Below are 12,767 nucleotides of genomic sequence, written 5' to 3' on the forward strand. Positions count from 1 at the left end.
CTTCGGCATCGACATGTCCCTTTCGACGGATCGTAGGATGGTGATGCCCACAAAACGGATTGCGCGCTCATAGTCAACAGAATGACTGAATTTCCGTGTCACGCAAATGACGATATTTTTCTATGCCCGCCGCACCCAGAGGGGCCGAGGCGAAGATTGACGCCGCGCAATGCCGTGATACTCACAGCGCGAACGACTGTGAAGGAAGGAAGACCCAGATGACGGACCGCCGCAATGATCGCCCCCAAACGCTCGTCCGCCGCCTTCCCTTAAAGGAAGGGGTCAGTCGCGCCGTGGTCACGCCGATCCAGCCTTCAGTGGTCTATGCCTCACCCTCCATCGACATGCTGCATGCCCAGTATGAGGGGCGCGCGCAGGGCTATACCTATGCCCGCGAGGGCCATCCCAACGCCACGCTTCTGGCCCAGAAGATCGACATGTTGGAAGGTGCGACCGGCGGTCTGATCACCGGATCGGGCATGGCGGCCGTCACCGCCGCGATCATGGGGCTTTTGGGGGCGGGCGATCACATCATCGGCGCCGATCAGCTTTACGGGCGTTCACTGCGGCTGATGCATCAGGATCTGGCGCGCTTCGGCATCGCCACCACCGTGGTCGATGTGGGCAACCCGGCCGCACTCAAGGCCGCGATCCGGCCCGAGACCAAGATGATCTTGCTCGAGGTGGTGTCGAACCCCACGCTGCGTGTAGCCGATATGGACGGCATCATCGCGGTCGCGAAGGAAGCGGGCGTTCTGGTGGCCGTGGACAACACCTTTACCACGCCCATCGGCTATCGCCCCTTTGATCATGGGGCCGATATCGTGATCCATTCGGTAACCAAGCTTTTGGCCGGCCATTCGGATGTAACGCTCGGCTATGTCGCGGCGCGCGATCCGGCTGATGCCAAGAAGATCTATGATTTCGCAGTGACCACCGGGCTGACGCCAAGCCCTTATGAATGCTGGCTGGCCGAGCGCGGACTATATACTTTCCCGCTCCGCTTTGACCGGGCCGAGGCCAATGCCGCGCGCCTTGCCGATTGGTTCGCCGACCAGCCCAAGGTGGCGAAGGTGCTTTATCCTGGCCGCGCCGATCACCCGGATCATGCCCGCGCCAAAGCGCTCTTGGCTGGCCGTTACGGCAATATGCTCTCGATCATGATCGATGGCGATGCGGCGGCCGCCAATCGCATGGTCGAGGCGATGCCCGAGATGGCCTTTGCCCCGACATTGGGCGATGTGGGCACCACGCTCAGCCATCCGCCATCCTCATCCCATCGTGGGTTGACGGCTGAGGGGCGCGCGGCCCTTGGGATCATGGACGGGTTTTTCCGTATCTCGGTCGGGATCGAGGATGTCGATCTGTTGATCGCCGATTTCGAAGCCGGGCTTGCGGCGGTCTAAAGCGAGTGCAGCGGTGATGATCCATCAAGGATGATGACATCGAAATTGATGCCGGGCGATTGCGCCGCGACTTCGCGGCGGATCAGCTTGGCATCGGGCAGCCGATCCACCAAAGCCAGATAGCGCCCGCGATAACCGTATTGCGCCAGCATCCGCGCCAGATCGAGCGCGTCGAATTCCGGTGTGACAAGACGCGACAGCACCAAGATGGGTGCGGCCTGTCCGACCAAAGGGATATCCGCCAAATGGTCAAGCGAGACTGAGCGGATTATCGCCCCGGGCTCCACCAGATTCGGCGGCAAGGCGGATACAACATCGCACGCGATCTCGACCGCCAACACGGGGCGGGCCACTTGCGGTTCCTCGGGCCCTTCATGACGGGCGCGAGAAAGGGCTTGCCTGTCTCTTCCATCCATCTTCGGCACCTTGTTTTCAACGATGGGGCTATACGACACCGCCGCCGTTCCGTTTCGAAACAGGTTGCGATGCGACAGCCGAACACGCCATCGCCTGTCTGATTATAACGCGAAAATTTCTTTGTCAAAGATAACAAATGCAGATGATAGTAATTTTGCCACCATTGCCAAGCGGCGGGAATCGCGCCACGCCTAGGGCATTGGATCGCAGGGCATCCGATCAAACCATGGCGTGATGATGAGCGAAGAGCTTCTGACAGAACTCCTCGAGGCGGTGCCGGAGCCGATGCTGCACCTGTCGCATTCCGGTCAAGTGCTGCGTGCCAATAGCGCCGCGCGCGCACTTATGGGCAATTGGATCGAAGGGCGCAGTTATGCATCGGTGCTCCGCCAGCCCTCGCTTCTGGGGCGGATCGAGGCGGCCTTCGCCGATGGGCAGGTCGGTGAAGCACGCTTGCAGCGCACCGAAAGCACGGGCGAGACACAGTATCGCGTCAAGATCACGCCCATCGGTCCACCCGATGCACGCGGCCAGCATGATCTGGCGCTGCATTTTACCGATATCACCCACCTGCGCGAAGCCGAGGAGATGCGCCGCGATTTCGTCGCCAATGTCAGCCATGAATTGCGCACGCCGCTGACTGCGGTGATGGGCTTCATCGAAACGCTGCGCGGTCCGGCGCGCGATGATGCCAGCGCGCGCGAGCGGTTCTTGGGGATCATGGAGGGGGAGGCGCGGCGGATGAATCGTTTGGTCTCGGACCTTCTGTCGCTCAGCCGGGTCGAATCGCAAGAACGCCAACGCCCCGCTGATGATGTCGATCTTGGTGCGGTTCTCAGGGGCGTGATCGCGGCGCTGAAGCCGGCTGCCGAAGATCAGGCTTGTGATCTCGCGCTCGATATCTTGCCTGCCGCACCCGAGCTTGCGCTTGGCGAGACCGCTGGCGCTTTTCGGCTGAAGGGTGATCGCGATCAGCTGATGCAGGTATTCTTGAACCTGACCGAAAACGCCCTGAAATACGGGGGCAGGGGCAAGACCGTGACCCTCACGATCGGTTGGAAGCAAGGCATGGGCGCGATGCAGGGGCCGGTGATCGTCGTCGACGTCATCGACCAGGGCGAGGGGATCGATCCGCTGCATATTCCGCGCCTGACCGAGCGTTTCTACCGCGTCGACACGCATCGCAGCCGCGCCATGGGTGGCACGGGGCTTGGCCTGGCCATCGTCAAACATATCATCAACCGCCATCGCGGCCGTTTGCGCATCGACTCGCGCCAAGGGCATGGCAGTGTTTTCTCTGTAATTTTGCCCCGCGATTGACCGATCTTGCGCCGCGTCATGGAAAAACATGGCGTCCGCGCCGAGTGTCATAAAACTGTTACGCAGGCGTCACAAAAGCATTGCACGGGACCGATAGGCGGTCGCTCAAGGATGCGCAGTCTGGCGCGTTCGGATGTGTGACTAAATCAGGAGATCCCTTCCATGTCGCTCGCAAAAATTTCCGTTTCGGTTTTGGCCATCGCCGCAGTTTCCGCAACCGGCGCCTTCGCGCAGAGCCGCGACAACGTGCAGATTGCCGGTTCTTCGACCGTTCTGCCCTATGCGACCATCGTCGCTGAACTTTTCGGTGAAAACTTCGACTTCCCGACGCCGGTCGTGCAGGGTGGTGGTTCGGGTGCTGGTCGCGCGATGATGTGCGAAGGCGTCGGTGAGAACACCATCGATATCGCGAACTCCTCCTCGCGCATCCGCCAGTCCGACCTCGACCGTTGCGCCGCGAACGGCGTGACAGAGGTGATGGAAGTGCGCTTCGGTTATGACGGGATCGTCTTCGCCTCGGATATCAATGGCCCATCCTTCACCTTTACGCCCGCCGATTTCTTCAACGCGCTCGGCGCGCAGGTTCTGGTCGATGGCGCGATCGTCGACAACCCGCACACCCAGTGGGCCGATTTCAACGCAAGCCTGCCCGCGCAAGACATCCTCGTGCTGTCGCCCGGCACCAAGCACGGCACCCGTGAAGTCTATGACGAGCGCGTGTTGATCGCTGGCTGCGAAGAGACCGGTGCAATGGCGGCTTTCATGGCCGGCGGCATGGATGAGGATGCAGCCGAAGAAGCGTGCATGGCCGTTCGCACCGATGGCCGCAACGTCGATATCGACGGTGATTACACCGAGACGCTGCAGCGCCTCGAGAATGACCGCAACGCCATCGGCGTCTTCGGCCTGTCATTCTACACCAACAACACAGACAAGCTGCAGGTCGCAACGATGAACGGCGTCGTGCCCACGACCGAAAGCGTCGCCGCGGGTGATTATCCGGTGTCGCGTCCGCTCTACTTCTACGTCAAGGTTGCACATCTCGACGTGATCCCCGGCATGCAGGATTATATCGAGTTCTTCGTCTCGGACGACATGGCCGGCCCGAACGGCCCGCTGGCCGAGTATGGCCTCGTGTCCGACCCCGCTTTGGCCGAAACCCAAGAGATGGTGCGCAACCGCGTCGCCATGGGTCCGCTGAACTGATCTGATGATCCTTCGGCACTCCGGGCGCTGGTCCGGGGTGCCGTTTCTTTCACTGCGACGAGGCCCACCCGATGACCGTCACAATGCTGATTTTGCTGTTGCTGGCCTTGGGGTGTGTCGGGTTCTTTCTGGGCCGCAGCCGCGCGATGGCCTCTGCGCAGGGCGACAATCGCCGTTTGCATTCATTGCCGAATTATTACGGGTGGCACGGGGCGATCATGGCCTTTTTGCCGGCCCTCATGCTGGTGGCGGCATGGTCTATCGTTCAGCCGATGATGATCGAACGCCAATTGGCCAGTTTTTTTCCCGCAGAAGAATTCGAGAATGAAACAGATCGCATCTTGCTGATGGCCGATGTGCGTCGCGTCGCGCAGGGCATCGACAGTGCTGTGGTCGCGGGTGCGCTCTCGTCGGACGACGCGATCGCGCTCAATATCGCCGATGATGATGTCCGTGGCCGACTGGCCGAAGTGGGCGTGGCCCTTGGCGGTGATGTCACGGCCGAGGTGCTGCAAGCGGCACAAAGTTACCGCGAATTGTCGAGCACGGGCGGCCTGTTTCGGTCGATTTTTGCCATCTTGCTCGCTCTGGGCGCTTTGGCCTATGCGATCAAGATCACGCAAGCCGATCTTCGCGCGCGCAACCGGGTCGAGGCGGTGGTGCTGGGTGTTTTGATGCTGGCCTCGACCATCGCCATCTTGACCACCATCGGCATCGTGATCTCGATGCTGTCGGAGACGATCCGCTTTTCGACCATGTACCCCTTTGCCGATTTCCTCTTCGGCCTGACCTGGGCGCCGACCTTTCAGGGCAACAGCCAGCTTGGCCTGTTGCCACTGTTGTGGGGCACCTTTTATATCAGCTTGGTGGCGATGATCGTGGCTGTCCCCACGGGTCTTTTCACCGCGATTTACCTTGCGGAATACGCAAGCCCGCGGGTGCGCGCGGTCGTCAAGCCGCTGATCGAGGTGATCGCCGGCATCCCGACGGTCGTGTTCGGCCTTTTCGCGCTGGTGACCGTCGGCCCGTTCCTGCGCGATTGGATCGCCGAGCCGACAGGGCTTGGGACGTCGGGCTCATCGGTCATGACAGCGGGCATCGTGATTGGTATCTTGAATGTGCCATTCATCTCGTCGCTGGCCGACGATATCATGAACTCCGTGCCGCAATCGCTGCGCGATGGCTCATATGGCTTGGGTGCCACCAAATCGGAAACCGTGCGGCAGGTGATCTTGCCCGCCGCATTGCCGGGGATCGTGGGCGCGATCTTGCTGGCAGCCAGCCGCGCGATCGGCGAGACGATGATCGTGACCATGGGGGCAGGGGCCTCGGCCAAGCTGGACCTCAACCCGTTCGAGGCAATGACGACGATCACCGTGAAAATCGTTAGCCAATTGACCGGCGATCTGGAATTCAACTCGGCTGAAACGCTGGTGGCCTTTGCGCTGGGGATCACGCTTTTCGTGATCACCTTGGGGCTGAACATCTTCGCGCTTTGGGTCGTGCGCAAGTACCGGGAGCAGTATGAATGACTGACGTAACCGCAGCCGATACGCCGCAAAACCCGGCCAAGCCGTCGACCTCTCTGTTGCAGCAGACCGACCGGATGAAGCAGCGCAATGCCGCCGAAAAACGGTTCAAATACTATGGCATCGTCGCGATCTGCGTCAGCCTGTCGGTTTTGTTCATCATGCTTTGGACGATCTTTTCCGATGGCGTCTCGGCCTTTCGGCAGGCGACATTTTCCTTTCCCGTGACGCTCGACGCCGAACGGCTCGATCCCAATGGCAACCGCCAGCGCGAAGAGATGATGCGCGTGACGACCATCGGCTATACGGGTCTGCTCAACGATAATCTGATCGCCTATTTGGCAGATCGCGGCATCTCGACCGAGGGTGTCAGCGATCGTGAAATCACGGCCTTCGTCTCGCGTGATACACCCGCCCGTCTGCGCCATATGGTCCTCGAAAACCCGTCACTCTTGGGCCAGACCATCCGCTTTGAAGGCTTCGCCACGGGCCGGATCGATGGCTATCTCAAGGGGCGTGTGACACGCGACACGGCAGAACGCGACACCAATATCTCGGTCGCGCAGCTTGATCTGGCCGACCGCATGGTCGATGACGGGCTACTGTCGCTCAAGTTCAACTGGGCTTTCTTGACCAATCCCGATGCCTCCGACCCGCGGCCCGAGGCCTCGGGTTGGGGGGTGGCGATGATCGGCTCGGCCTATATGATGGTGCTTGTGGCGGTGATGGTATTGCCGCTTGGGGTGTCGGCTTCGATCTATCTTGAGGAATTCGCGCCGAAGAACCGTTGGACCGACCTGATCGAAGTGAATATCTCGAACCTCGCGGCCGTGCCGTCGATCGTTTACGGGATCTTGGGCCTTGCGATCTTCATCAACTTCGCGCAATTCCCGCAATCCTCGCCGCTGGTGGGGGCGTTGGTGCTGACCCTGATGACGCTGCCCACGATCATCATCGCGACACGCGCGGCCATTCGCGCCGTGCCGCCCTCGATCCGGGACGCGGCGATGGGGGTAGGGGCCTCGCGGATGCAGGTGGTGTTTCACCATGTGCTGCCCTTGGCGGCACCGGGGATATTGACCGGCACGATCTTGGGGTTGGCGTCGGCATTGGGCGAAACCGCGCCCTTGCTGCTGATCGGGATGGTGGCCTTTGTCGCCAACTACCCGGCGGGGCCTTTTGATGGCGGCTTCTTCGATCCGGCAACCGCGCTGCCGGTTCAGGTCTATTCCTGGGCGTCACGGGCCGACCCGGCCTTTATCGAGCGCTCGGCAGGGGCGATCATCGTGTTGTTGGCCTTTTTGCTGGTTATGAACATCTTGGCCATCGTGCTGCGGCGTCGCTTTGAGCGGCGCTGGTAGGATGCTGCATCGCGCGGCGTTGGTAAGGAATGGAACATGGACGACCAACTCATGACGGAGAGACTTGTGGACGCGCATGATATCAAGATCACGGCCCGCGGCGTGCAGGTCTATTACGGCGAAAAACATGCGTTGAAAGACGTCGATGTCGATATCTTGACCAATACCGTCACGGCCTTCATCGGCCCGTCTGGCTGTGGCAAGTCGACCTTTCTGCGCTGTTTGAACCGGATGAACGACACCGTGGCCATCGCGCGTGTCGAGGGTGATATCCGCATCGATGGCGAAGATATCTACGACAGCCGCGTTGATCCCGTGCAGCTGCGCGCCAAGGTCGGGATGGTGTTTCAAAAGCCCAATCCTTTTCCGAAATCGATCTATGACAATGTTGCTTATGGGCCAAAGATCCACGGTCTGGCCCGCACCAAGGCCGATCTCGACGGCATCGTCGAGGAAAGCCTGCGCAAGGCGGCCCTGTGGAACGAGGTGAAGGACCGGCTGAAAGAATCCGGCACCGGCTTGTCGGGTGGTCAGCAACAACGCTTGTGCATCGCGCGCGCCATCGCCACCGGACCCGAGGTATTGCTGATGGATGAGCCATGTTCGGCACTCGACCCGATCGCCACGGCGCAGGTGGAGGAGTTGATCGACGAGCTGCGCGCGAAATTCTCGGTGGTGATCGTGACCCATTCGATGCAGCAAGCCGCGCGTGTCAGCCAAAAAACCGCCTTCTTCCACCTCGGCAATCTGGTGGAATATGGCAATACCTCGAAGATTTTCACCAACCCTGACGATCCGCGTACCGAAAGCTACATCACAGGCCGGATCGGTTGAGGCAATTTCGTATCGGGCAGGGGGGATAACCATGCCACCATCAGAGCATATCGTATCGGGCTTCGACCGCGACCTTGAAGGTATCCAGGCGCAGATCATGCGCATGGGCGGCTTGGTCGAAGAGGCCATCGCGCGCGCCACCGAGGCGCTTGAAACACGCGACATCGAACAAGCCCGCGCCGTGCGTGCGGCTGACCGCGCCATCGATGCGCTGGAAGAACAGGTCAATGACGAGGCGGCCCGCATCATCGCGCAGCGCCAACCCATTGCCAGTGACCTGCGCACTGTCCTGACGGTGTTCCGCGTCTCGACCAACCTCGAACGGATCGGCGATTACGCCAAGAACATCGCCAAGCGCACCGAAACCATCATCGACAGCCCGCCGGTCAACGGTACGGCCGCATCCCTGCGCCGCATGGCCCGTCAGGTTGAGTTGATGCTCAAGGATGTGCTGGATGCCTATATTCAGCGCGATATCGCCTTGGCGGCGGATGTGCGCGCGCGTGACCGCGACGTCGACCAGATGTATTCGGCGCTATTCCGCGAATATCTGACTTTCATGATGGAAGATCCGCGCAACATCACGACCTGCATGCATCTGCATTTCATGGCCAAGAATATCGAGCGCATGGGCGACCATGTCACCTCGATCGCCGAACAGGTGATCTATCTGGTGACCGGCGACATGCCCGATGATGACCGACCCAAGCAAGACGCCACAGCGCTCGACGCCGGGCGTGGCATGTAAGGGGCAGGGGGCATGTCGGGCGAACCGCTGGTACTTGTGGTCGAAGACGAACCCGCACAGCGCGAGGTTCTGGCCTATAACATCAAAGCCGAGGGCTATCAGGTCATCACCGCCGAAGCAGGCGACGAAGCCTTGGTCCTGGTGCGTGAGACGCCGCCCGATGTGATCGTTCTGGATTGGATGTTGCCGCATGTCTCGGGGATCGAGGTGTGCCGCCAACTCAAGATGGGTGCCGAGACCGCGCGCATCCCGGTGATCATGCTGTCGGCGCGCTCGGAAGAAACCGACAAGATACGCGGCCTTGAGACCGGCGCGGATGACTACATCACAAAACCTTATTCCGTGGCCGAGCTTTTGGCACGGTTACGCACACAGCTACGCCGCGTGCGTCCCGCGACAGTCGGTGAGCGGCTCGAATACGATGACATCATGATCGATCTGGCCGAGCATCGCGTCTATCGGCAGGGGCAACAGCTGCGCCTTGGTCCGACCGAGTTCCGGCTTTTGACCGCTTTCATGGAGCGCCCGGGTCGGGTCTGGAGCCGCGAGCAATTGCTCGACCGCGTCTGGGGCCGCGACATCTATGTCGACAGCCGCACGGTGGATGTTCATGTGGGCCGCTTGCGCAAGGCGCTGAAGGCGGGGGCGCAAGGCGATCCGATCAGGACAGTGCGCGGCGCAGGCTACGCACTGGGCTAGGGCGCACAGCTTCGCCATGGAGAGCGCACCTATGCGGGATGCATGAATCCTATAATCAGTATTATGTTAAATAAATATCACGTGGGATTGGCCGAACCCCGCAGAATTTGTTTAAGAACACCTTACAATATACTGCTTATAAATAAATTTTATACCAAAAAGCGCGCTGAATATTTGCCCCTTCCGCCGGTTTGCCAAACCCCTATACTGCGCGCCAGAGGATGACATCATGCACATACTGGTCCTGAACGGCCCGAACCTGAACCTGCTTGGCACGCGCGAGCCCGAGATTTACGGCGCCACGACGCTTGCCGATATCGAGGCGGCCAGCATCGCTCATGGCAAATCCATCGGGCTGACCGTCAGCTGTGCGCAATCCAATTGCGAAGGCACGTTGATCGATCATCTTCACGCCGCACGCGGCACCATGTCTGGCGTGATCATCAATGCCGGTGCCTATACGCACACTTCCGTCGCGCTGCGTGATGCGATTAGCGCGATCGTTTTGCCGGTCATTGAGTTGCACCTGTCCAATACCCATGCCCGCGAGGCGTTTCGCCATGTTTCGTTCATCGCCCCGGTCTGTGTCGGCGTGATCCAAGGCTTCGGTGCGCAGGGCTACATACTGGCGCTCGACGCGCTCAAGGGCCATTTGACGCGCGCGTGAGCAAAAGAAAACGGGGCAGCGCCACGCCCTGCCCCGTTTCCTTGTTTCTTGCAAAAAGGACAGCTTAGCCCTTGGCGACTTTCGCCACTTCCTCGGCAAAGTTTTCTTCTTTTTTCTCAATGCCTTCGCCGACTTCAAGGCGCACGAAGCCGGTGATTTCCACGCCGGCTTCCTTGGCCGCTGCACCAACCGTCAGATCCGGGTTGATGACGAAGGCCTGATTGACCAGCGTGATATCGGCCAAAAACTTCTTCATCCGGCCATCGATCATCTTTTCGATCACGGCCTCGGGCTTGCCGGACTCGCGCGCGATATCGATCTGCACCTGACGCTCCTTGGCGACCATCTCAGGGTCGACAGCATCTTCGTTCAACGCGGCGGGATTGACGGCTGCGACATGCATCGCGACCTGGCGGGCAAAGCCCTCATCCGTGCCATCGATGGCGACCAGAACGCCGATCTTGCCCATGCCGGGTGCGGCTGCGTTGTGGACATAAGACACGACAGTCTGACCGGTGAGTTTCGTCATGCGGCGCAGCGCCATGTTCTCGCCGATCTTGGCGATGGCGTCGGTGATGACGGTTGCCACGGGCGTGCCATTGATCGCGGTCGCATTGAGCGCATCGATATCGGCCGCACCAAGTGCCGCATCGGCGATGGCGGCTGCCATGCCCTGAAACTCTGCGTTCTTGGCCACGAAATCCGTCTCGGAATTCACTTCGACCGCGACACCCGTGCCAGCGGATACAGCCACAGCCACGAGGCCCTCGGCCGCGGTACGACCGGATTTCTTGGCCGCCTTGGCCAGACCCTTGGTGCGCAGCCAATCGACGGCGGCGTCGAAATCACCATCGGTTTCGGTCAATGCCTTCTTGGCATCCATCATGCCTGCGCCTGTTGCTTCGCGCAGTTCCTTTACCATTGCAGCGGTAATCGCCATGAGCGTTCTCCTGAAATTCGGTCTGCGCGCGGGGCATGCCCCGCGCGCGTATCATTTGGATGACGAAAGCCTCAGGCTTCGGCGGCCTCGGATGCTTCGGCGGCCGGGCTCTCATCGGCCAAGGCCTCTTCGAGTGTGCCGTCTTCCAACGCGCCCAGATCGACACCGGCGGTCTGCAGCTGCGCCGACATGCCGTCGAGTGCGGCCCGGCTGATCAGGTCGCAATAAAGCGCGATCGCACGTGCGGCATCGTCATTTCCGGGGATGACGTAATCCACGCCATCGGGCGGGCAGTTTGTGTCGACAACCGCAACCACGGGGATTCCGAGCTTGCGCGCCTCTGCAATGGCGAGGTCTTCCTTGTTGACGTCGATGACGAAGATCAGGTCGGGCAGCCCACCCATCTCGGTGATGCCACCGAGCGAGGCTTGCAGCTTGGCCTGATCGCGTTCCATGCCAAGACGCTCTTTCTTGGTCAGACCCTCGACACCGGCCGCCATCAGCGCGTCGATTTCCTTGAGGCGCGAGATCGAGTTCGACACTGTCTTCCAATTGGTGAGCGTGCCGCCCAGCCAACGGTGATTCATGTAGTATTGCGCGCAGCGCTCGGCGGCGTCCGCGATCGGCTTTTGCGCCTGACGCTTGGTGCCGACAAAGAGGATGCGGCCGCCCTTGGCCACGGTCTCACGCACGACATTGAGCGCTTGGTCGAGCAATTCAACCGTCTGCGTCAGATCGATGATGTGGATGCCGTTGCGGTCGCCATAAATATATGGGGCCATACGGGGGTTCCAGCGCTGTGTCTGGTGACCGAAGTGAACGCCAGCCTCGAGCAGCTGACGCAAAGAAAAATCTGGAAGCGCCATATCGTGTTCCTTTCCGGTTTGCGCCTAGGGCGAAGGTTCAGGGTTTCCCCAACCGGTGGACGCAACGGGGATGTCTGTCCCGATGGCCCGCCTCCGCCTGTGAAGTGAGCGCGCAATTACGGGGTTTGCGGGGGATTGGCAACCCCTGCCCTGCGCGCGCCGCCGAGATGGGGGCGCTGCCCCCGTCGCGTGCCGCGACCCCCCCGGGATATTTACGAAACGAAGAAGCGGATGGACGGGCGCGACCCGCCCGGCTAGAGCAAGCCCATGGGGCAGAAACCTGATATCTTGTGCATTGGATCGGTCCTTTGGGACATCATCGGGCGCACCGATCAAGCAATGGGCCTGGGCAATGACAAGCCGGGCCGGATCACCCGTCTGCCCGGTGGGGTGGCACTCAATATCGCGATGACGATCAAGCGCTTCGGGATCACGCCAGCGCTTTTGTCGGTGGTGGGCGATGATGCCGAGGGGCATGCGCTTTTGGCGGCCTGTCGCGCGATGGGGCTGGATTGCGGCCCGGTCTTGATCGACGCCGATCTGCCGACCGATCAATACATGGCGATCGAGGCGCAGGGCGGCTTGCTGGCCGCGCTTGCCGATGCCCATTCGCTGGAGGCGGCGGGTGCGCGCATATTGGCCCCGCTGCTTGACGGGCGACTGGCCAGTGCAAAGGCGCCATGGTCGGGGATCGTGGCGCTGGATGGCAATCTGACCGAAGCGCTGTTGGTAGAGATATCGCAAAGCCCCAGTTTCGCGGCGGCTGATCTGCGG

General features: G+C 60.8%; 13 protein-coding genes. 10 read left to right on the plus strand and 3 right to left on the minus strand.

The genetic code is table 11. The annotated features are described in order from the left end of the window. Positions 1–218 precede the first annotated feature (218 nt). Positions 219–1,406, plus strand: coding sequence for a trans-sulfuration enzyme family protein (locus ACTG4J_RS11555; protein ID WP_439139670.1), 1,188 nt, complete (start codon positions 219–221; stop codon positions 1,404–1,406). On the opposite strand, the gene ACTG4J_RS11560 is transcribed toward ACTG4J_RS11555, so the two are convergent. Then, entirely contained in the window at positions 1,403–1,651 is a 249-nt protein-coding gene (locus ACTG4J_RS11560) for a hypothetical protein (RefSeq protein WP_439139672.1), read from the minus strand. The genes ACTG4J_RS11555 and ACTG4J_RS11560 overlap by 4 nt on opposite strands. Before the next feature lie 409 nt (positions 1,652–2,060). On the opposite strand from ACTG4J_RS11560, the gene ACTG4J_RS11565 reads away from it, so the two are divergent. From ACTG4J_RS11565 to aroQ, 8 genes are all read left to right on the plus strand, one after another. Continuing rightward, a complete protein-coding gene (locus ACTG4J_RS11565) occupies positions 2,061–3,143 on the plus strand; it encodes a sensor histidine kinase (RefSeq protein ID WP_439139673.1) in 1,083 nt (360 codons plus the stop codon). Positions 3,144–3,305: 162 nt separating this feature from the next. Further along, complete coding sequence (locus tag ACTG4J_RS11570) at positions 3,306–4,349, plus strand: PstS family phosphate ABC transporter substrate-binding protein (protein WP_439139675.1); 1,044 nt, start codon at positions 3,306–3,308, stop codon at positions 4,347–4,349. Between the two features lie 71 nt (positions 4,350–4,420). Beyond that, a complete protein-coding gene (pstC, locus tag ACTG4J_RS11575) occupies positions 4,421–5,881 on the plus strand; it encodes a phosphate ABC transporter permease subunit PstC (protein WP_439139677.1) in 1,461 nt (486 codons plus the stop codon). After that, positions 5,878–7,239 carry a phosphate ABC transporter permease PstA gene (gene pstA, locus ACTG4J_RS11580; protein ID WP_439139678.1) on the plus strand — a complete coding sequence of 454 codons (1,362 nt, stop codon included), beginning with the start codon at positions 5,878–5,880 and terminating at the stop codon, positions 7,237–7,239. Before pstC ends, pstA begins: the two co-directional genes overlap by 4 nt. Positions 7,240–7,275: 36 nt before the next feature. After that, a complete protein-coding gene (pstB, locus tag ACTG4J_RS11585; protein WP_439139679.1) occupies positions 7,276–8,073 on the plus strand; it encodes a phosphate ABC transporter ATP-binding protein PstB in 798 nt (265 codons plus the stop codon). A 31-nt stretch (positions 8,074–8,104) separates the two neighbouring features. Further along, positions 8,105–8,821, plus strand: coding sequence for a phosphate signaling complex protein PhoU (phoU, locus tag ACTG4J_RS11590; RefSeq protein ID WP_439139680.1), 717 nt, complete (start codon positions 8,105–8,107; stop codon positions 8,819–8,821). Positions 8,822–8,833: 12 nt separating this feature from the next. Next, positions 8,834–9,520, plus strand: coding sequence for a phosphate regulon transcriptional regulator PhoB (phoB, locus tag ACTG4J_RS11595; protein ID WP_439139682.1), 687 nt, complete (start codon positions 8,834–8,836; stop codon positions 9,518–9,520). 229 nt (positions 9,521–9,749) lie between these two features. Then, positions 9,750–10,187, plus strand: coding sequence for a type II 3-dehydroquinate dehydratase (gene aroQ, locus ACTG4J_RS11600; protein ID WP_439139684.1), 438 nt, complete (start codon positions 9,750–9,752; stop codon positions 10,185–10,187). 64 nt (positions 10,188–10,251) lie between these two features. Here aroQ and tsf read toward each other — a convergent pair whose 3' ends face one another. Next, positions 10,252–11,127: a translation elongation factor Ts gene (tsf, locus tag ACTG4J_RS11605; protein ID WP_439139686.1), complete on the minus strand. Its 876-nt coding sequence runs from the start codon at positions 11,125–11,127 to the stop codon at positions 10,252–10,254. A gap of 71 nt (positions 11,128–11,198) precedes the next feature. Then, complete coding sequence (rpsB, locus tag ACTG4J_RS11610; RefSeq protein ID WP_439139688.1) at positions 11,199–11,993, minus strand: 30S ribosomal protein S2; 795 nt, start codon at positions 11,991–11,993, stop codon at positions 11,199–11,201. 267 nt (positions 11,994–12,260) lie between these two features. On the opposite strand from rpsB, the gene ACTG4J_RS11615 reads away from it, so the two are divergent. Beyond that, positions 12,261–12,767, plus strand: a 507-nt coding sequence (locus ACTG4J_RS11615) for a PfkB family carbohydrate kinase (RefSeq protein ID WP_439139690.1), incomplete at its 3' end; no start/stop codon positions are given.

The organism is Roseicyclus sp., from assembly GCF_965662675.1.
In the GTDB taxonomy this organism is placed as follows: Bacteria; Pseudomonadota; Alphaproteobacteria; order Rhodobacterales; family Rhodobacteraceae; genus Roseicyclus.

Coding starts and splice junctions, on each gene's coding strand:
- ACTG4J_RS11555 (WP_439139670.1), top strand. CDS start 219: ATGACGGACCGCCGCAATGATCGCCCCCAAACGCTCGTCCGCCGCCTT.
- ACTG4J_RS11565 (WP_439139673.1), top strand. CDS start 2,061: ATGAGCGAAGAGCTTCTGACAGAACTCCTCGAGGCGGTGCCGGAGCCG.
- ACTG4J_RS11570 (WP_439139675.1), top strand. CDS start 3,306: ATGTCGCTCGCAAAAATTTCCGTTTCGGTTTTGGCCATCGCCGCAGTT.
- pstC (WP_439139677.1), top strand. CDS start 4,421: ATGACCGTCACAATGCTGATTTTGCTGTTGCTGGCCTTGGGGTGTGTC.
- pstA (WP_439139678.1), top strand. CDS start 5,878: ATGACTGACGTAACCGCAGCCGATACGCCGCAAAACCCGGCCAAGCCG.
- pstB (WP_439139679.1), top strand. CDS start 7,276: ATGGACGACCAACTCATGACGGAGAGACTTGTGGACGCGCATGATATC.
- phoU (WP_439139680.1), top strand. CDS start 8,105: ATGCCACCATCAGAGCATATCGTATCGGGCTTCGACCGCGACCTTGAA.
- phoB (WP_439139682.1), top strand. CDS start 8,834: ATGTCGGGCGAACCGCTGGTACTTGTGGTCGAAGACGAACCCGCACAG.
- aroQ (WP_439139684.1), top strand. CDS start 9,750: ATGCACATACTGGTCCTGAACGGCCCGAACCTGAACCTGCTTGGCACG.
- tsf (WP_439139686.1), bottom strand. CDS start 11,127: ATGGCGATTACCGCTGCAATGGTAAAGGAACTGCGCGAAGCAACAGGC.
- rpsB (WP_439139688.1), bottom strand. CDS start 11,993: ATGGCGCTTCCAGATTTTTCTTTGCGTCAGCTGCTCGAGGCTGGCGTT.